Here is an 18,154-nt window from a genome sequence, read left to right on the forward strand (position 1 = left end):
AAAGGACTTTGCTTCTAAACGTGGTCATCGCCTGCTCCTTGATTCCTCTGCTGGAATACTAGACACCAGCATGACGCAGGTTTGACGGACAGGTCAAAAAACAACGTTGGGATCAAGGCGACGTGACGATACCCGGCTGTGTACGGCCCGGGACGCGCGGGCCGAGGGCGGACCCCCCTGTTTCATGGGGCGCGCGGCCGGAAAGGGCGATATGGGCGGACTTCAGGACGAGGTGACCTTCGGCGGGTCGGGGCTGGACCGGGCGGCGGAGCTGCGCGGGCGCGACGATCTGGCGGCACTGGCCGGGGCGGGTGGCGCCTGCCTGCTGTTCTGGCGCGGCATGGTGCTGATGGCGGGGCCGCGGGTGGCGCGGCTGCCGCTGGACCACCCGGTGTTGCAGGATCGCGAAACCCAGCCCACCCTTCTGGGCCGGGAGGAGGGCGCGCTGACCTTCGCCCTCGACATCTCGGAATGGGCGCCCGACCTGCCGCCGGACTGGCGCCCGGGCATGCCGCCGCCGCCCCACCCCGAGATCGAGCCGGGGTTTGCCTTTGGCGACCTGCGCGCCGTGATGGCCGACCTGACCCCGCGCGAGGCGGAACTGGCGGCCACGGCGCGGGCGCTCTTCTCGTGGCATTCCACCCATCGCTTCTGCTCGCAGTGCGGCCAGCCCTCGGTGGTGATCCAGTCGGGCTGGCAGCGGTCCTGCCCGGCCTGCGGTGGCCAGCACTTCCCGCGCACGGACCCGGTGGTCATCATGCTGATCACGCGGGGAAACTCGGTTCTCCTTGGCCGGTCGCCCGGCTGGGTCGAGGGGATGTATTCCCTGCTCGCGGGCTTTGTCGAACCGGGCGAGACGCTCGAGGCCGCCGTGCGCCGCGAGGTCATGGAAGAGGCCGGCATCAAGGTGGGCGCGGTGCGCTACCAGCTGTGCCAGCCCTGGGCCTTCCCGAATTCGCTGATGTTCGGCTGCACCGGCGATGCGCTGACGGAAAAGGTCACGCTGGACCCGGCGGAACTGGAGGATGCCCGCTGGTTCCACCGCGACGAAGTGGCCCGGATCTTCTCGGGTCTGCATCCTGACGTGCGCCGTCCGCGCCGGGGCGCGATTGCTGAATTCATCCTGCGCAACTGGCTTGCGGACCGGCTGGATTGACGCCAGATTGCCCCCGGGGCAGAGCTAAGGAACAGGACCGCCATGAAACTGACGGTGAAGGAAGATATCGAGGCGCCGATCGAGTACGTCTTTGACCGATGCGCCGATTTCGAGACCTTCGAACGGGGCGTTCTGCGCCGGGGTGCCAAGATCGAACGCAAGGACGGCGCGACCGAGATCGCACCGGGGCTGACGTGGGCCGTGTCCGCCGAGTTCCGGGGCCGCGCGCGCAATTTCGATGTGACCCTCAAGGAATACGATCGGCCGAACCTGCTGGAATTCCTCGCGGAATCGGACAGCTTCGGGGCCGAGACGGTGCTGGAGTTCGTGGCGCTCGCCCCCGGGCGGACGCGGATTTCCTGCAGCTTCGAGGTGAAGCCCAAGACGCTGTCGGCGCGGCTGATGGTGCAATCGGTGAAGATGGCCAAGTCCAACCTGACCAAGCGCCTGTCGCTGCGACTGGCGGATTTCGGCGAGGAGATCGCGGCCAGCTACCGGGCCACCACGCCCTCGGCCTGACGCTCATATCGCCGGGATACGAGATGGAAAAAGCCGCGCGGGGGGACCTGCGCGGCTTTCGTCTGTCTGGCGATGTCGGGGCTCAGGCCCGGCGGGCGTCCGCCGGGTAGACGCCGAGGATCTCCATCTCCTTGGTGAAGAAGCTGAGTTCCTCCAGCGCGCGCTGGACGGGCGGATCCTCGGGGTGGCCCTCGATGTCGGCGTAGAACTGCGTCGCCGTGAAGGAGCCGCCCTTCATGTAGCTTTCCAGCTTGGTCATGTTGATGCCGTTGGTCGCGAAACCGCCAAGCGCCTTGTAGAGCGCGGCCGGAATGTTGCGGACCTGGAAAACGAAGGTGGTGACCATGCCGTGGTCTCCGCGCCGGGTGGTGTCCATCTCGGGCGACATGACGAGGAAGCGGGTGGTGTTGTTCTGGAAGTCCTCGATGTGCCGGGCCAGCACGTCGAGGCCATAGATTTCGCCCGCCAGTTCCGAGGCGAGCGCGCCAAGCGACGGGTCGCCTGCCTCGGCCACGTGACGGGCCGAGCCCGCGGTGTCCGCGCCGGTTTCACGGTGGATCTTGTGTTCGCGCAGGAAGTCCTGGCACTGGCCCAGAAGGACGGTGTGGCTCATCGCGGTGCGGATGTCCGACACCTTGGTGCCTGGCAGGCCCAGCAGGTTGATATGCACCCGGACAAAGGCCTCCTCGATGATGTGGAGGCCGGATTGCGGCAGCAGCGTGTGGATGTCCGCGACGCGGCCGTAGGTGGAGTTCTCGACCGGCAGCATGGCCAGATCCGCCTCGCCGTTGCGCACGGCGTCGATCGCATCCTCAAAGGTCCGGCAGGGCATTGCTTCGTAATCGGGCCGGGCCTGGTGACAGGCCTGGTGAGAGTAAGCGCCGGGTTCCCCCTGGAATGCGATGCGTCTGGTCATGGAACTGTCTTTCGGTTAAACCTTTTCCCGGGAGGAGGCCCGGGCGTTTGGTCGCGGTTCGTACACCTTGCCAGACGCGAGGGGAAGCGGGTAGATACGCGCTGGAGGGCTACCGACATTCATTGAGAAGGCTAGGGCGCGCATGTTCGACACGATGACGATGACCAAGGTACTGGGGGGATTCTGCGGGGCGCTTCTGGTGTTCCTGCTGGGCAAGTGGGCTGCTGAGGAGATGTATACCATCAGCGGCGGCCATGGCGCTGAACACGCTCAGGCCTATGTGATCGATACCGGTTCCGCCGAAGGTGGCGCTGCCGCCGCAGAAGGGCCGGCCTTCGAGGAAGTCTTCGCCTCCGCAGATGCCGGCGCCGGCGCACGCGTCTTCAACAAGTGCAAGGCCTGCCACAAGATCGACGGCTCCAACGCAACCGGCCCGCACCTCGACGGTGTCGTCGGCCGCGCGATCGACAGCGTGGACGGCTTCGGCTACTCCGGCGCGCTGGAGCAGGTCGGCGAGACCTGGACGCCTGAAAACCTGAACCATTTCCTCGAAAACCCCAAGGGCGCGGCGCCCGGCACCAAGATGTCCTTCGCCGGTCTGCCCAAGGTCGAGGACCGCGCGAACCTGATCGCCTACCTGCAGGGTCTCTGATCGCTGCAGCCTGAGGGCACCGATTTCAGGGCCGCTCCCACCCGGGGGCGGCCTTTTCGATTCCGCCGCCGCGATGTCCGGAAAATGCGCATTTTCCGGTCCGTTTTCTTCGAAGAAAACGGGCAGGGCGGCCGGGCAGGGGCCCCGACGCGGCCGATGCGCACCCGTTCACGGGAGTGTCACGCATTCTCGCCTTGAAGTCCTGCGGGGCTCCTTTAGCTTGTGACCCCAGATGTTTCTGTCGTCTCACCGGAGGATCTTGATGCGGACTTTGCCCCTTACCCGGACCCGTCCGGCTGCTGCGACGGCCGCGAGAGCGCTGGACGCGAGGGAGGGCCGCCTGCGGCGTCAGGTCGCAGGGCTTCTGACCCTTGGCGCCCTCGTCACGGGGCTGGCGCTGGCCAATGCCGCCCGTGCGCAGGACGCAAGCGATGACCCGGTCATCAAGAGTCACGGCTATTCCTACTTCGGTGAGCTGAAGTATCCGGCCGACTACGCCCATTTCGACTACGTGAACCCGGACGCGCCCAAGGGCGGCGAACTGGCGATCTCGGCGGCGGGCACCTTCGACAGCCTCAACCCCTATTCGGTTCGCGGCCGGGCGGGGGCACTCTCCTCGACGATGTACGAAAGCCTGCTGGACGGCACCGCGCCCGCCGACGAATACGGCGCGCAATACGGGCTGCTGGCCGAGAGCCTCGAATACGACGCGGACAAGACCTGGGTCATCTTCCACCTGCGCCCCGAGGCGACCTTCTCGGACGGCACGCCGGTGACGGCCGATGACGTGGTCTTTTCGCACAACCTCTTCCTCGAACAGGGGCTGCCCTCTTACGCCGCTGCGGTGAAGAAGCGCGTGCTGACCGCCGAGGCGCTGGACGAACATACGGTGAAGTTCACCTTTGCCCCCGACATCTCGCGCCGCTCGCTGATTGATCAGGTCGGCTCGACGCCGGTCTTCTCCAAGGCGTGGTTCGAGGAAACCGGCGCCCGGCTCGACGAGCCGCGCATGGAAACCTCGCCCGGATCCGGCCCCTACATGCTGGACAGCTACGACGTGAACCGCCGCATCGTCTACAAGCGCAACCCGGACTATTGGGGCGCGGACCTGCCGGTGAACATCGGCCGGCACAACTTCGACACTATCCGGGTCGAGTATTTCGCGGATGAGGCGGCGGAGTTCGAAGCCTTCAAGGCCGGGGAATACAGCTTCCGCACCGAGGGCAACTCGCGCCAGTGGGCGACCGGGTATGACTTCCCCGCTGTGCAGAAGGGCTGGGTCAAGACAGAGGACCTGCCCGACGGGACGCCGCCGGACAACTCGGGCTTCGTCTTCAACCTTGGCCGCGACATCTTCAAGGACAAGCGCGTGCGCGAGGCGATCGCGCTGGCCTACAACTTCGAATGGTCGAACGAGAGCCTGCAATACGGTCTCTTCAGCCAGCGGTCCTCCTACACGCAGGACACGCCGCTGATGGCCGAGGGCGTGCCGGACGGCGAAGAGAAGACCTTCCTCGAAGAGCTGGGCGATCTCGTCCCGGCCGAGATGCTGACGGAAGAGCCGGTGACGGCCCATACCTCCGATCCCGCGCGGCTGAACGACCGGCGCAACCTGCGCCGCGCTGCGGGCCTGCTGGAAGAGGCGGGCTGGACCATGGGCCCGGACAACATTCGCCAGAAGGATGGCAAGCCGCTCCGCATCCAGTTCCCGATCAACTCCTCCGGTTCGGCCACGCTGAACTCGGTGGTGGAGACCTATGCCCAGAACCTCGCCCAGATCGGCGTGGACCTGCAGGTGCAGAAGGTCGACCCCTCGCAGTTCACCCTGCGCCGTCGCGAACGCGATTATGACATGATCTATGCGGCCTACCGGTCCTTCCTCGGTACCGGCACCGGGCTGATGCAGATGTATGGCTCTGCCGAGGCAGCCTTCTCGGTCTTTAACCCTGCCGGGCTTGCCAGCCCGCTGGTGGACGAGATCATCGAGAAGTCGCTGCGCACCGACAGCCTCGAGGCGCAGGATGTCTCTCTCCGGGCGCTGGACAGGGCGCTGCGCTACGAGTTCATCATGGTGCCGACGTGGTACAACCCCAGCTACTGGGTGGCCTACTACGACATGTACGAATACCCCGAGGAGCTGCCGCCCTACGATCTGGGCTACATGGACTTCTGGTGGGTGAACCCCGACAAGGAAGCGGCGTTGAAGTCCGCCGGCGCGCTGAGGTAAGCCGACCCTATGGGAGCCTACATTCTTCGACGCCTGCTTCTGGTGATCCCCACGTTGCTGGGGATCATGGTGATCAACTTTGCCCTGACGCAATTCGTGCCCGGCGGGCCGATCGAACAGATCATCGCCCAGCAGGAAGGGCAGGGGGACGTGTTCTCGGGCTTCTCCGGGGCTGGGCAGGACGGGATGAACTCCGCCGCCGCCGCGGGGAGCGAGACCTACGCCGGGGCGCGGGGCCTGCCGCCCGAGTTCATCGAGAAGCTGGAGAAGGAATTCGGCTTCGACAAGCCGCCGCTGGAACGCTTCCTGACGATGATGTGGGGCTATATGCGCCTCGACTTCGGTGAGAGCTACTTCCGCTCGATCTCGGTCGTGGACCTCGTGCTGGAAAAGATGCCCGTGTCGATCACGCTGGGGCTCTGGTCCACGCTGATCGCCTACCTGATCTCGATCCCCTTGGGGATCCGCAAGGCGGTGCAGGACGGCTCCCGCTTCGACACATGGACCTCGGCGGCCGTGATCGTGGCCTATGCGATCCCGGGCTTCCTCTTCGGCATCCTGCTGCTCGTGCTCTTTGCCGGGGGCTCCTACTGGCGCATCTTCCCGCTGCGCGGCCTGACCTCGGACAATTTCGCGGACCTCTCGCTGATCGGGAAGATCCTCGACTACCTCTGGCACATCACCCTGCCGGTGATCGCCTCGACCATCTCGGCCTTTGCGACGCTGACACTGCTGACCAAGAACTCCTTCCTCGACGAGATCAAGAAACACTATGTCATGACGGCCCGCGCCAAGGGCCTGAGCGAACGCCGCGTGCTCTATGGCCATGTCTTCCGCAACGCGATGCTGATCGTTATCGCGGGCTTCCCCTCGCTCTTCATCGGCGTCTTCTTCGGCGGTTCGGTGATCATCGAGACGCTGTTCTCGCTCGACGGTCTCGGCCGGCTGGGCTTCGAGGCGGCGGTGGCGCGGGACTACCCGGTGATCTTCGGCACGCTCTTCGTCTTCGGCCTGATCGGCCTCGTGGTGGGCATCATCTCTGACCTCATGTACGTCGTCGTCGATCCGCGGATCGACTTCGAGAAGCGGGAGGGCTGAACCGATGGCACTTTCGCCCCTGAACCAGCGCCGCTGGCGCAACTTCCGCCGCAACAGGCGGGCCTACTGGTCGCTGGTGATCTTCACCGTCCTCTTCGTGCTCTCGCTCTTTGCCGAGTTCATCGCGAACGACAAACCCATCGTGGTGCGCTACCGCGGCGAGCTGATGGCGCCGATCTTCAACTTCTACCCCGAGACGGCCTTCGGCGGCGATTTCCAGACAGAGGCGGTCTATTCCGACCCGGAGGTGAAATGCCTCATCGTGTCCGGCGGGTTGGATGCCTGTTTCGATGACCCCGAGGGGATCATGGAAGAGGCCCGCACCGGCATCGTGGACGGGCAGGCGATCGAGAAGGGCTGGATGATCTGGCCGCCGATCCCCTATTCCTACTCGCGCCCCGTGGACCGTCCCGGCGCGGCCCCGCTGCCGCCCAACAGCCAGAACTGGCTGGGCACCGACGACACCAAGCGCGACGTTCTGGCCCGTGTGATCTACGGCTTCCGGTTGTCGATCCTCTTCACGCTGATCGTCACCACGCTGTCCTCGATCATCGGGGTGACGGCGGGGGCCTTGCAGGGCTTCTTCGGCGGGCGGCTGGACCTCTTCTTCCAGCGCTTCATCGAGATCTGGTCGGGCGTGCCGCAGCTCTACATCATCATCATCCTGTTCGCGATCCTCGGACGCAGCTTCTGGCTGCTGGTGTTCCTCATGGTGCTCTTCGGTTGGACCTCCCTCGTGGGGGTGGTGCGGGCGGAATTCCTGCGCGCGCGGAACCTCGAATACGTCCGCGCCGCGCGGGCGCTGGGCGTGTCGAACGCGGTGATCATGTTCCGCCACATGCTGCCCAACGCCATGGTGGCGACGCTGACCATGCTGCCCTTCATCGTGACCGGGACGATCGGGGCGCTGGCCTCCCTCGACTTCCTCGGCTACGGCCTGCCGTCCTCGGCGCCTTCTCTGGGGGAACTCACGCTGCAGGCGAAACAGAACCTTCAGGCGCCCTGGCTGGCCTTCACGGCCTTCTTCGTGTTCGCCGCGATGCTCTCGCTCCTCGTCTTCATCTTCGAAGGCGTGCGCGATGCCTTTGACCCGAGAAAGACCTTCCAATGAGCCTGCTTGAGGTGAACAACCTGACCGTCGCCTTCCGGCAGGACGGCAAGCGGATCGAGGCGGTGCATGGCGTCTCCTTTGCCGTGGACCGGGGCGAGACGGTGGCGCTCGTGGGCGAAAGCGGCTCGGGCAAGTCTGTCTCGGCGCTCTCCACCGTGCAGCTTCTGGGCGACAGTGCCGAGGTCAGCGGCTCCGTCACCTTCGGCGGCACCGAGATGGTCGGCGCGGACATGCAGACCCTGCGCTCGGTCCGGGGCAACGAGATCAGCTTCATCTTCCAGGAGCCGATGACCTCGCTCAACCCGCTCCACACGCTGGAGAAGCAACTGGGCGAGACGCTGGCACAGCACCAGGGCATCGTGGGCGACAAGGCCCGCGCGCGCATCATCGAGCTGCTGAACCAGGTCGGCATCCGCGACCCGGAGGAGAGGCTGGGCGCCTATCCGCACCAGCTCTCCGGCGGGCAGCGGCAGCGGGTCATGATCGCCATGGCGCTGGCCAATGATCCCAAGATGCTGGTGGCGGACGAACCGACCACCGCGCTCGACGTGACGATCCAGGCGCAGATCCTCGACCTGCTGGCCAAGCTGAAGGACGAGACCGGCATGGGGATGCTCTTCATCACCCATGACCTGAACATCGTGCGCCGCATCGCCGACCGGGTCTGCGTCATGAAGGACGGCCATATCGTCGAAACCGGCCCCACGGCCGAGATCTTCGACAACCCGCAGCACCCCTATACCCAGATGCTGCTGGCGGCCCATGCCACCGGTGCGCCCCTGCCTGCGGCCGAAACCGCGCCCGTGGTGGTGGAGACCGAGCATCTGAAAATCTGGTTCCCGATCCAGCGCGGCTTCCTCAAGCGGACGGTGGGCCACGTGAAGGCGGTCAACGACACGTCGATCCGCGTCCGCAAGGGCGAGACACTGGGTATCGTGGGCGAGTCCGGTTCCGGCAAGACGACGCTGGCGCTGGCGATCATGCGGCTGATCGCCTCCGAGGGGGGCATCACCTTCGAGGGGCGCGACATCCGCAACGTCTCGACCCGGGCGCTGCGCGGCCTGCGCAAGGACATGCAGATCGTCTTCCAGGACCCCTTCGGCTCGCTCTCGCCCCGGATGACCTGCGAGCAGATCATCGCGGAGGGTCTGGGCGTTCACAAGGTCGGCGCGGGCCGCTCCAAGCGGGAGCTGGTGGCCGAGGTGATGACCGAGGTGGGTCTCGACCCGGAGGCGATGACGCGCTACCCGCACGAATTCTCGGGCGGGCAGCGGCAGCGGATCGCGATTGCCCGCGCGATGATCCTGCAACCGAAACTGGTGGTCCTGGACGAGCCGACCTCCGCCCTCGACATGACGGTGCAGGTGCAGATCGTCGACCTGCTGCGCCGGCTGCAGGAAAAGCACGGGCTGACCTATCTCTTCATCAGCCACGACCTGAACGTGGTGCGCGCCATGTCGCACCGGGTGCTGGTGATGAAGCAGGGCGACGTGATCGAAGAGGGGACGGCCCAGCAGATCTTCGAGGCCCCGCAGGACCCCTATACCCGCGCCCTGCTGGCCGCGGCGACGATGAACTGACCCGGACGCCCGGACCTGAAATGAAACAACCGGCCCATGGGCCGGTTGTGTGTCTCTGACGGTCGGTTTGCCCGGCGCCCCGCCTCAGATGGCCGAGGAGTGCTTGGCCTTCGTCATGTCGTAGGCGTCAAACCCGCGTGCGATGATCCGGGTCAGCGGGCGTGCTTCCTCGGGGATGCGCAGCCCCGCGTCGGAGACCTCCAGCAAGCCTTCGAAATTCGCCGCCGCGCGGTCATAGAGCTGCCGTGCCGTTTCGACCGAGATGCCGAAGCGGTCGCGCAGATCCTGCGTCGAGACGGCGAAATCGCACATCAGCGCCTCGATGATCCGGCCGCGCAGGTGATCGTCCGCCGTGAAGGCATGGCCCTTGGCGGTCGAGAAGCGGCCTTCGCGGATCGCCCCGGTATGGGCCGAGGTGGCGGGCGCGTTCTGCGCGTAGCCCTGCGGGAAGCGCGAGATGGAGGAGGCGCCGACACCGATCAGCACCTCGGACTGGTCGTCCGTGTAGCCCTGGAAGTTGCGGCGCAGCTTGCCCGCCTGCTGGGCGACGGCGAGGCCGTCCTCGGGCGTGGCGAAATGGTCGATCCCGATCTCGGCATAGCCGTCCCACTTGAAGAGCTGGCGTGCCGTCTCGAAGAGGTCGAGCCGTTCGGCGGGCGTGGGCAGCGCGTCCGAGGGAATCATCGACTGCCGCCGCGCCATCCACGGCACATGGGCATAGCCATAGAGCGCCACCCGGTCCGGGCCGAGGGCGAGCAGCTTCTGCACGCTTTCGGTGATGCGGGCGCGGCTCTGGTGCGGCAGGCCAAAGAGGATGTCCGCGTTCAGGCTGTAGACGCCCGCCTCGCGCAGTGCCTCTACCGCGTCGCGGGTGATTTCGAAGCTTTGCAGGCGGCCGATGGTGTTCTGGATCTCGGGGTCGAAGTCCTGCACCCCGATCGAGGCGCGGTTCATCCCCGCAGCTTTCAGCGCCTGCACCCGGTCGGCGTCGATCTCGTTCGGGTCGATCTCGACCGAGAATTCGGCGTCCTTGCCAAGCGGCACGGTGTCGAAGATCGCCCCGGCCAGCTCGGACATCATCCCGGCGGACAGCAGCGTCGGCGTGCCGCCGCCCCAGTGCAGCCGCGACAGGGTGACGCCCTCGGGCAGGCGCGCCTTCAGCAACTGAAGCTCGGCCTTGAGAACCTGCAGGTAGGCCGCAACCGGGCTGTCGCTCTGGGTGCCCTGCGTGCGGCAGGCGCAGAACCAGCACAGACGCCGACAAAACGGCACGTGGACATAGAGAGAGATCGACGACCCGGCGGGGATGGCCCCGATCCAGTTGCCAAAGCTCTCAGGCCCGACCGCATCTGAAAAATGCGGCGCTGTGGGGTAGCTGGTGTACCGCGGCACTTTCGCGTCAAACAGTCCCAGCCGTTCAAGTTGCGTTTTCGGTATCATGCACATACCTTTGTCCCAAGCGGCCGGCAGAAGCCTTGACCCAGATCAATCTCATGAAGTGTTGTTATGTTGCAGGAAGCATTTTCGATCGGCTCGCATGACTGTGGTGATTGCCCCATCCGCCACCGCGCCGTCTGCGCCCGATGCGAGGCGGACGAGCTCGAGCTGCTCGAAGAAATCAAGTACTACCGAAGCTTTGAAGCTGGCCAGACCGTCATCTGGTCCGGCGACAAGATGGATTTCGTGGGCTCTGTCGTGTCGGGAATCGCCACGCTGACCCAGACCATGGAAGACGGCCGCACCCAGATGGTGGGCCTTCTGCTGCCCTCCGATTTCGTCGGTCGCCCCGGGCGTCAGGGCTCTGCCTATGACGTGGTGGCGACGACCGATCTCGTCATGTGCTGCTTCCGCAAGAAGCCCTTTGAGCAGATGATGGAGACGACGCCGCATATCGCGCAGCGCCTGCTTCAGATGACGCTCGATGAGCTCGACGCGGCGCGGGAATGGATGCTGGTGCTGGGCCGCAAGACCGCGCGCGAGAAGATCGCCTCGCTGCTGGCGATCATCGCCCGGCGCGACGCGACGCTGCACCTGCGCGGGACCGATGGGCCGCTGGTCTTTGACCTGCCCCTGACCCGTGAGGCGATGGCCGATTACCTCGGCCTGACGCTGGAGACGGTGAGCAGGCAGGTCTCGGCGCTGAAGCGGGACGGGGTGATCGAGCTGCAGGGCAAGCGCCATGTGACGATCCCCGATTTCGGCCGTCTGCTGGAAGAGGCGGGCGACGACAGCGACGGCGGCATGCTGGCCTGACCTTGGCCGTGTCCAGAACGTGAAAAGCCGCGGGAGACCGCGGCTTTTGCATGTCCGGACGGGCTGCGCGCGGCGCTCAGCCGAGCGCCTTTTCCATGTAAACCCGGTTGCGCCCCTTCTCGGTGATCCGCGCGGTTTCGACATAGCCGCGGGCGGCGTAGATCGCGATATTCGCGGCCATCTTCTCGTGGGTGTAGAGCCGGATGCGGTCCCGCCCCATGGCGCGGGCGATCTGCTCCACCGCGTCGAGCAGGATGCGCCCGTGGCCCTTGCCCTTGGCCTCCGCCGCGAGCGCCACGTTGTCGAGCATCAGGGCATCCGCCTGCGGGATCAGCACCAGTAGTCCCAGCACCTCCCGCCCATCGGGGCGATAGATCAGCGCATGGCCGTCGGCGATGAAGGCGGCGTAGTCGTCATCCATCGGCCCCGCCCGCTGGCCGAGGAGCGGGGTCCAGGGCGCATAGGCGGCCTCGACGATCTCCTGCACGCGGGGCAGGTCGGCGGGCCGGGCGAGGGACAATCCGGCAGGAAGGGACGCGGGCAGGGGGGACATGGGGGCCTCCGGTCTTGGACTGCTGGCAGCCTAGCGGGGGAGGGGCGCGCCCCAAAGGTCCAGCGCCGAAAAAGGGGAGGGTCCACAGGGGGCCTCTAGACGCAAGCAGGGCGGACCAGATGGCCCGCCCCGCGCGTGTTCAAACCTGATGCCGCTGGCTCAATGGGACATGAAGACCGGCACATTGGCCTCTTCCAGCATGTTACGCGTGGCCCCGCCGAGGATCGCCTCGCGGAAGCGGGAGTGGCCGTAGGCCCCCATGACGATCATGTCGGCGCCGATCTCGCTGGCGTGGCGGCGCAGCACGTCGGAGATGCGCGGCACCGTCTTGGAGAGCACGTCGATTTCGGCGTGGATGCCGTGACGGGACAGGTACTGGGCCAGCATCCCGCCCGGATCGGAGCGGTTCGGGCCATGCACCGGCGGGTCGATGACCGTGATGTGCACGTTCTCGGCGGTGATGAGAATCGGAAGGGCGGCGCGAATCGCATCCAGCGCCTCGCGGCTCTCGTTCCAGGCGATGACGACGCGCTTGGGCTTGGCCGAGGGCGTGGCGGCATCGGGCACCACGATCACCGGCACCTGGCCGTCGAACATGGCAGCCTCGACCACCGGTTCCAGTTCCAGCCCTCGGCCTTCTCCATAGGGCGTGGGCAGCACGGCGATGTCGGTGAAGCGCGAGCGGGCGGCGACATGGCGGCCGAGATCGCCCAACTGGGCAACGGCAGAATCAGTGGACCAGCGACCGCCCAGCTTGGTCAGTTCGGCCTTGGCGAGCTCTTCCAGCTCCTCGGCCTCGGCCTTGGTGCGTTCCATGGTCTCCTGAATCACCGCCGCAGAGGCCCCGGCGTAGTAATATCCGACCTGCGTCCGATCGACGCCGAGGCAGAGCACATCGAGATGCGCACCATAGTCGGCGGCCAGTGCGCTGGCCTTTTCGAGAAGGGGTTTAACAAGCGCCTTATCCGTGAGCGCGGTAAAGATAGATTTGTACACCATGGGAATCCTTCCTTTCCGAAGGTTGCTCACACAACCTATGCGCATTTAATCTGCCCGACATTGACCCCGGTCAAGGATGCGGTGTGCGAGTGTTGATGCAGATCAAGGCGGTTAGGCGGCGGTCCCAGCATTAAGCTCTCAGTCTGAAAAGAACCTCACGTGCTCGTGACTCGTCGCGAGGGAGGGTGCGTGCGGCTGGACAAAGGGACGCGTTATGACGAATTACATCAAGCTCATCGTGCTGGGCCTGATCACGCTTCTGGCGATGATCGCGGCGAACTTCGCACGAGACCTGGCGTACATGGTGAACGCGCTGACGATCATGCTGGTCGCTGGCGGACTGTTCCTGTGGACGGTGAGAAAGATCGGTGAGCCGGTCGAAAAGGTCGATCTTTCAGGGGAATACATGGACGGGGTGGTGCGCTACGGCGTTGTCGCTACCGCGCTTTGGGGTGTCGTCGGCTTTGCCGCCGGGACCTTCATCGCCTTCCAGCTGGCCTTCCCCGGCCTCAACTTTGAATGGGCGCATGGGTACATGAACTTCGCGCGCCTGCGGCCTCTGCACACGTCGGCGGTGATTTTCGCCTTCGGGGGCAACGCCCTGATCGCCACCTCGTTCTACGTGGTGCAGCGGACCTCGGCGACGCGTCTCTGGGGCGGTAACCTCGCCTGGTTCGTGTTCTGGGGCTACAACCTCTTCATCGTCCTTGCGGCCTCCGGCTACATCCTCGGCGCGACCCAGTCCAAGGAATACGCAGAGCCCGAATGGTACGTGGACTGGTGGCTGACCATCGTCTGGGTGTGCTACCTCGCGGTCTTCCTCGGCACGATCATCAAGCGGAAAGAACCCCACATCTACGTGGCGAACTGGTTCTACCTCTCGTTCATCGTGACCGTCGCCATGCTGCACGTGGTCAACAATCTTGCCATCCCGGTGTCGATCTTCGGCTCCAAGTCGGTGCAGGTCTTTGCCGGTGTGCAGGACGCCATGACCCAGTGGTGGTACGGCCACAACGCCGTGGGCTTCTTCCTGACCGCAGGCTTCCTGGGCATGATGTATTACTTCATCCCCAAGCAGGCCGAGAAGCCGGTCTATTCCTACAAGCTGTCGATCATCCACTTCTGGGCCCTGATCTTCATCTACATCTGGGCCGGTCCGCACCACCTGCACTACACCGCGCTGCCTGACTGGGCCTCGACGCTCGGCATGGTGTTCTCGGTCGTGCTCTGGATGCCCAGCTGGGGCGGCATGATCAATGGCCTGATGACGCTCTCGGGCGCATGGGACAAGCTGCGCACCGACCCGGTCATCCGGATGATGGTGATCGCAGTGGGCTTCTACGGCATGTCCACCTTCGAAGGCCCGATGATGTCGATCCGCGCAGTGAACTCGCTGTCGCACTACACCGACTGGACCATCGGTCACGTCCACTCCGGCGCACTTGGCTGGAACGGCATGATCACCTTCGGCGCGCTCTACTTCCTCGTGCCCAAGCTCTGGAACCGCGAACGGCTCTACAGCCTCTCCATGGTCTCCTGGCACTTCTGGCTCGCCACGATCGGCATCGTTCTCTACGCCGCCGCCATGTGGGTCACCGGCATCATGGAAGGCCTGATGTGGCGTGAAGTGGATGCGAACGGCTTCCTCGTGAACTCCTTCGCCGACACCGTCGCCGCCAAGTTCCCGATGTACGTGGTCCGTGGTCTGGGCGGGGTGCTCTACATCTCCGGTGCGATCATCATGTGCATCAACCTCTACCTGACGGTCCGCAAGGCCCCGGCGGTCGAGGCCACCAACCAGCTTGTCCCCGCGGAATAAGGAGCGAGAGAGATGGCAATTCTCGACAAGCATAAAATCCTCGAAAAGAACGCCACGCTTCTGCTGGCCTGTTCCTTCGCGGTGGTCACGATCGGCGGCATCGTTGAAATCGCCCCGCTGTTCTACCTTGAGAACACGATCGAGGAAGTGGAGGGCGTGCGCCCCTACTCCCCGCTCGAACTCACCGGCCGGGACATCTACATCCGGGAGGGCTGCTATGTCTGCCACTCCCAGATGATCCGGCCGATGCGGGACGAGGTGGAACGCTACGGTCACTACTCGCTGGCGGCGGAGTCGATGTACGACCACCCGTTCCAGTGGGGCTCCAAGCGGACCGGGCCTGACCTGGCCCGCGTGGGCGGCCGCTACTCGGACGAGTGGCACGTCGACCACCTGACCGACCCGCAGTCGGTGGTGCCGGAATCGGTGATGCCCAAGTACGGCTTCCTCAGCCACACGCTGATCGAAGGCGAATACGTGGCCGATCTGATGAGCACCCACCGCATTGTCGGCGTGCCCTACACGGACGAGATGATCGAGAACGCTTCGGCGGACTTCAAGGTTCAGACCGATCCCTGGGGCGACTTCGACGGGCTGATGGAACGCTATCCCGGCGCGCAGGTCCGCAACTTCGACGGCGAACCCGGCATCACGGAAATGGATGCGCTGATCGCCTACCTGCAGATGCTGGGCACGTTGGTCGATTTCTCGACCTTCACGCCCGACGCGAGCCGGTAAGGAGGAGACGTCATGGACCTCTATTCCCTTCTCCGTGAATTCGCGGACAGCTGGATGCTGCTGGCGCTCTTCCTGTTCTTCGTGGGCGTGATCCTCTGGGTCCTGCGTCCGGGAAGCACGAAGACCTATCGCGACACGGCAAACATCCCGTTCCGTCACGAGAAAGCCCCTGCCCAGGCAGAGGCCAACGCCCGCAAGGAGGCGTGAGATGAGCAAAGACCTGAAAGAGAAATACGGTACGACAGGCCATAGCTGGGACGGGATCGAAGAACTCAACACCCCGATGCCGCGCTGGTGGCTCTGGACCTTCTACGCCTGCATCTTCTGGGCGGTGCTCTACACGATCGCCTTCCCCGCATGGCCGCTGATCACCGGGGCCACCCCCGGGGTGCTCGGCTTCTCGACCCGCGGGCAGGTGGCCGAGGACATCGCTGCGGTCGATCAGGCCAACATGCAGATCAACCAGCAACTCGCCTCGGTCGAGCTGACCTCGATCGCGGGCGATCCCGAGCTGAACCAATATGCCGTCTCTGCCGGGGCGGCGGTCTTCAAGACTTGGTGCGCGCAGTGCCACGGGTCTGGCGCGGCCGGTGCGGTGGGTTATCCCAACCTGCTGGACGACGACTGGCTCTGGGGTGGCGACATTGAGGCGATCCACACGACGGTGACCCACGGTATCCGCAACGACACCGATCCGGATGCGCGCTACTCGCAGATGCCCGCCTTCGGCACCGATGACCTGCTGGAAGACGCCCAGATCGACGCCGTGGTGAACTACGTCATGTCGCTGAGCGGCGAACCGCAGGATGCCTCGCTGGTTTCCGAAGGGGCCGTGGTCTTCGAGGAGAACTGTGTCTCCTGCCACATGGAAGGCGGCACCGGCGACCGTGAGCAGGGCGCCCCGAACCTGACCGACGCGATCTGGCTCTATGGCGGCGACTACGCCACCATCAAGGAGACCGTCGAGAAGGCCCGCTTCGGCGTCATGCCGAACTGGAACGCCCGCCTGACCGAGGCGCAGATCCGCGCCGTGGCAGCCTACGTCCACCAGCTGGGCGGCGGCGAGTGATCTGACAAGAATACCCCGCGCGGGCAGTTCGCGCGGGGTGGCACCGGCCTGTTCGTCCTGTTCGCGCGTTTCCTGAACGGCCGGTGCCCATTATTCGCCTGCCCCTTGATCCCCCCGGGTTTCGGAAGAGATTTGAGGCCTCCGGCGGGGATATTTCCGAACAGTGGATGAGACGACTGGCCCCCGCGTGGGGTCATTTGCGTTTCTGGAGGCGTGTGTGGGGCCGGGCCTCGTGGGGCAGTGGTTGGTCCCTCTGCCAACGGCAGCGGCGGCGGGCCTCTTCCGCCACCACGTCGAGCGGGCGCCAGAGGACCGGGCTCATCGCTCCCCCTCCCGGCGCGGTGCGGGGGCCTTCTGCGGAGCGGCGGGGCGGGCGGCCCGCGTGGCGGTCATGAAAGATTTCGCGTAGATGCCGAGCATGGTCTGTCTCCTGTTGGGGTGCTGAATGCCTTGAATATCGCGGTCGGGGCGTCACAATGCCAATCAGGAATGGTTCCGCACTGTAAGCTGAGATTACAATGGACTGGCTCTCCCTCCCACCCCTGACGGCACTGCGCGCCTTTGCGGCCTTTGCCGAGGCGGGCACCATGTCCGGCGCGGGGGCGGCGCTGAACGTCAGCCATGCCGCGATCAGCCAGCAGATACGGGCGCTGGAGGAGCACATGGGCCTGCCGCTGCTGGACCGGGAGGCGGGGCGCGGGGCCCTGACGCCGGCTGGCAGCACGCTGGCACTGGCGCTTGCAGAGGGGTTCGACACGATCGGGCGCACCGTGTCGGCGCTGACTGGGGCGGATGCGGAACGCCCGCTTCAGATCACCACCACGCCGGCCTTTGCCTCGGGCTGGCTGATGCCGCGGCTTGCGGATTTCCGGGCGCGCCATCCCGGGGTCTCGCTGATGCTCGACCCCTCTCCGGAGCTGAAGCGGATCGAGCCGGGCGGGATCGACCTGGGCGTGCGCTATGGCTCGGGCACGTGGCCTGGGCTGGAGGCGGAGCTGCTGGTGGAAAGCTCCATCGCCATCGTCGCCGCGCCGGAACTGGTGGGGCAGGGGGCCTATGACGCCCCGGCGCAGCTGACGGCCTTTCACTGGCTGCAGGAACTGGGCACCAGCGAGGCCTCGGATTTCCTGGAGGAGCATGGTGCGGCGCTTGATCGCAGCAAGGGTGTCACCTCGGCCCCGGGCAACCTGATGATCGAGGCCGCGCGCAACGGTCAGGGCATCGCGGTGGTGGGCCGGGCCTTCGTTGAGGCGGATATCGCCGCCGGCCGTTTGCGGCTTCTTTTCGAGGATCGGCGCAAGAAGGGCTATTATCTGGTGACCCGGCCCGGCGTGGCCCGCCCCCCGGTGCGGGATTTCACCCGCTGGCTGAAGGCACAGGCACGGGCGCAGACACGACGGGCCGAAAAACCGGCAGCGGGCGGTGGCGACCTGCCCAATTAAGGTATCGGGAAAATGTCGCATT

General features: G+C 65.5%; 17 protein-coding genes. 13 read left to right on the forward strand and 4 right to left on the reverse strand.

What is annotated here, in order from left to right; translation table 11 throughout:
• Positions 1 to 211: 211 nt before the first annotated feature.
• Together nudC and LCM32_RS01305 are read left to right on the forward strand one after the other, a co-directional pair.
• Complete coding sequence (gene nudC / locus LCM32_RS01300; protein ID WP_224819250.1) at positions 212 to 1,156, forward strand: NAD(+) diphosphatase; 945 nt, start codon at positions 212 to 214, stop codon at positions 1,154 to 1,156.
• Between the two features lie 42 nt (positions 1,157 to 1,198).
• The gene (locus tag LCM32_RS01305; RefSeq protein WP_224819251.1) at positions 1,199 to 1,675 is read left to right on the forward strand and encodes an SRPBCC family protein; all 477 of its coding nucleotides are present in this window, start codon (positions 1,199 to 1,201) and stop codon (positions 1,673 to 1,675) included.
• An 82-nt stretch (positions 1,676 to 1,757) separates the two neighbouring features.
• On the opposite strand, the gene LCM32_RS01310 is transcribed toward LCM32_RS01305, so the two are convergent.
• A complete protein-coding gene (locus tag LCM32_RS01310) occupies positions 1,758 to 2,591 on the reverse strand; it encodes a prephenate dehydratase (RefSeq protein ID WP_224819252.1) in 834 nt (277 codons plus the stop codon).
• A gap of 142 nt (positions 2,592 to 2,733) precedes the next feature.
• Between LCM32_RS01310 and LCM32_RS01315 the strand changes: the two genes are divergently transcribed.
• The 5 genes from LCM32_RS01315 (at position 2,734) to LCM32_RS01335 (ending at position 9,259) form a co-directional block, all read left to right on the forward strand.
• Entirely contained in the window at positions 2,734 to 3,243 is a 510-nt protein-coding gene (locus tag LCM32_RS01315; protein WP_224819253.1) for a c-type cytochrome, read from the forward strand.
• Positions 3,244 to 3,505: 262 nt separating this feature from the next.
• Entirely contained in the window at positions 3,506 to 5,470 is a 1,965-nt protein-coding gene (locus LCM32_RS01320) for an extracellular solute-binding protein (RefSeq protein WP_224819254.1), read from the forward strand.
• A gap of 9 nt (positions 5,471 to 5,479) precedes the next feature.
• On the forward strand, positions 5,480 to 6,568 hold the full coding sequence (locus LCM32_RS01325; protein WP_224819255.1) for a microcin C ABC transporter permease YejB: 1,089 nt from the start codon (positions 5,480 to 5,482) through the stop codon (positions 6,566 to 6,568).
• A 4-nt stretch (positions 6,569 to 6,572) separates the two neighbouring features.
• A complete protein-coding gene (locus LCM32_RS01330; RefSeq protein WP_224819256.1) occupies positions 6,573 to 7,679 on the forward strand; it encodes an ABC transporter permease in 1,107 nt (368 codons plus the stop codon).
• Positions 7,676 to 9,259: an ABC transporter ATP-binding protein gene (locus LCM32_RS01335; protein WP_224819257.1), complete on the forward strand. Its 1,584-nt coding sequence runs from the start codon at positions 7,676 to 7,678 to the stop codon at positions 9,257 to 9,259. The genes LCM32_RS01330 and LCM32_RS01335 overlap by 4 nt, the downstream gene beginning before the upstream one ends.
• An 84-nt stretch (positions 9,260 to 9,343) precedes the next feature.
• Here the strand turns inward: LCM32_RS01335 and hemN are convergent, their stop codons facing one another.
• Positions 9,344 to 10,699 (reverse strand): oxygen-independent coproporphyrinogen III oxidase, encoded by a 1,356-nt coding sequence (hemN, locus tag LCM32_RS01340; protein WP_224819258.1) that lies wholly within the window; start codon positions 10,697 to 10,699, stop codon positions 9,344 to 9,346.
• Between the two features lie 66 nt (positions 10,700 to 10,765).
• Here hemN and fnrL point away from each other — a divergent pair, with 66 nt between their 5' ends.
• Positions 10,766 to 11,512 (forward strand): transcriptional regulator FnrL, encoded by a 747-nt coding sequence (gene fnrL / locus LCM32_RS01345; RefSeq protein ID WP_224819259.1) that lies wholly within the window; start codon positions 10,766 to 10,768, stop codon positions 11,510 to 11,512.
• Positions 11,513 to 11,588: 76 nt separating this feature from the next.
• Here the strand turns inward: fnrL and LCM32_RS01350 are convergent, their stop codons facing one another.
• A complete protein-coding gene (locus LCM32_RS01350) occupies positions 11,589 to 12,065 on the reverse strand; it encodes a GNAT family N-acetyltransferase (RefSeq protein ID WP_224819260.1) in 477 nt (158 codons plus the stop codon).
• Between the two features lie 159 nt (positions 12,066 to 12,224).
• Positions 12,225 to 13,064 (reverse strand): universal stress protein, encoded by an 840-nt coding sequence (locus tag LCM32_RS01355; protein ID WP_224819261.1) that lies wholly within the window; start codon positions 13,062 to 13,064, stop codon positions 12,225 to 12,227.
• 214 nt (positions 13,065 to 13,278) lie between these two features.
• Here LCM32_RS01355 and ccoN point away from each other — a divergent pair, with 214 nt between their 5' ends.
• From ccoN to LCM32_RS01380, 5 genes are all read left to right on the forward strand, one after another.
• Positions 13,279 to 14,883, forward strand: a complete 1,605-nt coding sequence (ccoN, locus tag LCM32_RS01360; protein WP_224819262.1) for a cytochrome-c oxidase, cbb3-type subunit I — start codon at positions 13,279 to 13,281, stop codon at positions 14,881 to 14,883.
• Positions 14,884 to 14,895: 12 nt separating this feature from the next.
• Entirely contained in the window at positions 14,896 to 15,621 is a 726-nt protein-coding gene (ccoO, locus tag LCM32_RS01365) for a cytochrome-c oxidase, cbb3-type subunit II (RefSeq protein ID WP_224819263.1), read from the forward strand.
• A 12-nt stretch (positions 15,622 to 15,633) separates the two neighbouring features.
• Positions 15,634 to 15,828 carry a cbb3-type cytochrome c oxidase subunit 3 gene (locus LCM32_RS01370; RefSeq protein ID WP_224819264.1) on the forward strand — a complete coding sequence of 65 codons (195 nt, stop codon included), beginning with the start codon at positions 15,634 to 15,636 and terminating at the stop codon, positions 15,826 to 15,828.
• 1 nt (position 15,829) lies between these two features.
• Entirely contained in the window at positions 15,830 to 16,690 is an 861-nt protein-coding gene (ccoP, locus tag LCM32_RS01375; RefSeq protein ID WP_224819265.1) for a cytochrome-c oxidase, cbb3-type subunit III, read from the forward strand.
• Positions 16,691 to 17,208: 518 nt separating this feature from the next.
• The gene (locus LCM32_RS01380) at positions 17,209 to 18,132 is read left to right on the forward strand and encodes a LysR family transcriptional regulator (protein WP_224819266.1); all 924 of its coding nucleotides are present in this window, start codon (positions 17,209 to 17,211) and stop codon (positions 18,130 to 18,132) included.
• The last annotated feature ends 22 nt before the right edge of the window (positions 18,133 to 18,154 follow it).

Origin of the sequence: Pseudooceanicola nanhaiensis (assembly GCF_020171315.1) — a bacterium.
GTDB lineage: Bacteria > Pseudomonadota > Alphaproteobacteria > Rhodobacterales > Rhodobacteraceae > Pseudooceanicola > Pseudooceanicola nanhaiensis_A.

Coding starts and splice junctions, on each gene's coding strand:
- LCM32_RS01355 (WP_224819261.1), bottom strand. CDS start 13,064: ATGGTGTACAAATCTATCTTTACCGCGCTCACGGATAAGGCGCTTGTT.
- LCM32_RS01315 (WP_224819253.1), top strand. CDS start 2,734: ATGTTCGACACGATGACGATGACCAAGGTACTGGGGGGATTCTGCGGG.
- LCM32_RS01370 (WP_224819264.1), top strand. CDS start 15,634: ATGGACCTCTATTCCCTTCTCCGTGAATTCGCGGACAGCTGGATGCTG.
- LCM32_RS01325 (WP_224819255.1), top strand. CDS start 5,480: ATGGGAGCCTACATTCTTCGACGCCTGCTTCTGGTGATCCCCACGTTG.
- LCM32_RS01320 (WP_224819254.1), top strand. CDS start 3,506: ATGCGGACTTTGCCCCTTACCCGGACCCGTCCGGCTGCTGCGACGGCC.
- LCM32_RS01310 (WP_224819252.1), bottom strand. CDS start 2,591: ATGACCAGACGCATCGCATTCCAGGGGGAACCCGGCGCTTACTCTCAC.
- LCM32_RS01335 (WP_224819257.1), top strand. CDS start 7,676: ATGAGCCTGCTTGAGGTGAACAACCTGACCGTCGCCTTCCGGCAGGAC.
- LCM32_RS01380 (WP_224819266.1), top strand. CDS start 17,209: ATGGACTGGCTCTCCCTCCCACCCCTGACGGCACTGCGCGCCTTTGCG.
- LCM32_RS01330 (WP_224819256.1), top strand. CDS start 6,573: ATGGCACTTTCGCCCCTGAACCAGCGCCGCTGGCGCAACTTCCGCCGC.
- ccoN (WP_224819262.1), top strand. CDS start 13,279: ATGACGAATTACATCAAGCTCATCGTGCTGGGCCTGATCACGCTTCTG.
- ccoP (WP_224819265.1), top strand. CDS start 15,830: ATGAGCAAAGACCTGAAAGAGAAATACGGTACGACAGGCCATAGCTGG.
- fnrL (WP_224819259.1), top strand. CDS start 10,766: ATGTTGCAGGAAGCATTTTCGATCGGCTCGCATGACTGTGGTGATTGC.
- hemN (WP_224819258.1), bottom strand. CDS start 10,699: ATGATACCGAAAACGCAACTTGAACGGCTGGGACTGTTTGACGCGAAA.
- LCM32_RS01350 (WP_224819260.1), bottom strand. CDS start 12,065: ATGTCCCCCCTGCCCGCGTCCCTTCCTGCCGGATTGTCCCTCGCCCGG.
- ccoO (WP_224819263.1), top strand. CDS start 14,896: ATGGCAATTCTCGACAAGCATAAAATCCTCGAAAAGAACGCCACGCTT.
- LCM32_RS01305 (WP_224819251.1), top strand. CDS start 1,199: ATGAAACTGACGGTGAAGGAAGATATCGAGGCGCCGATCGAGTACGTC.
- nudC (WP_224819250.1), top strand. CDS start 212: ATGGGCGGACTTCAGGACGAGGTGACCTTCGGCGGGTCGGGGCTGGAC.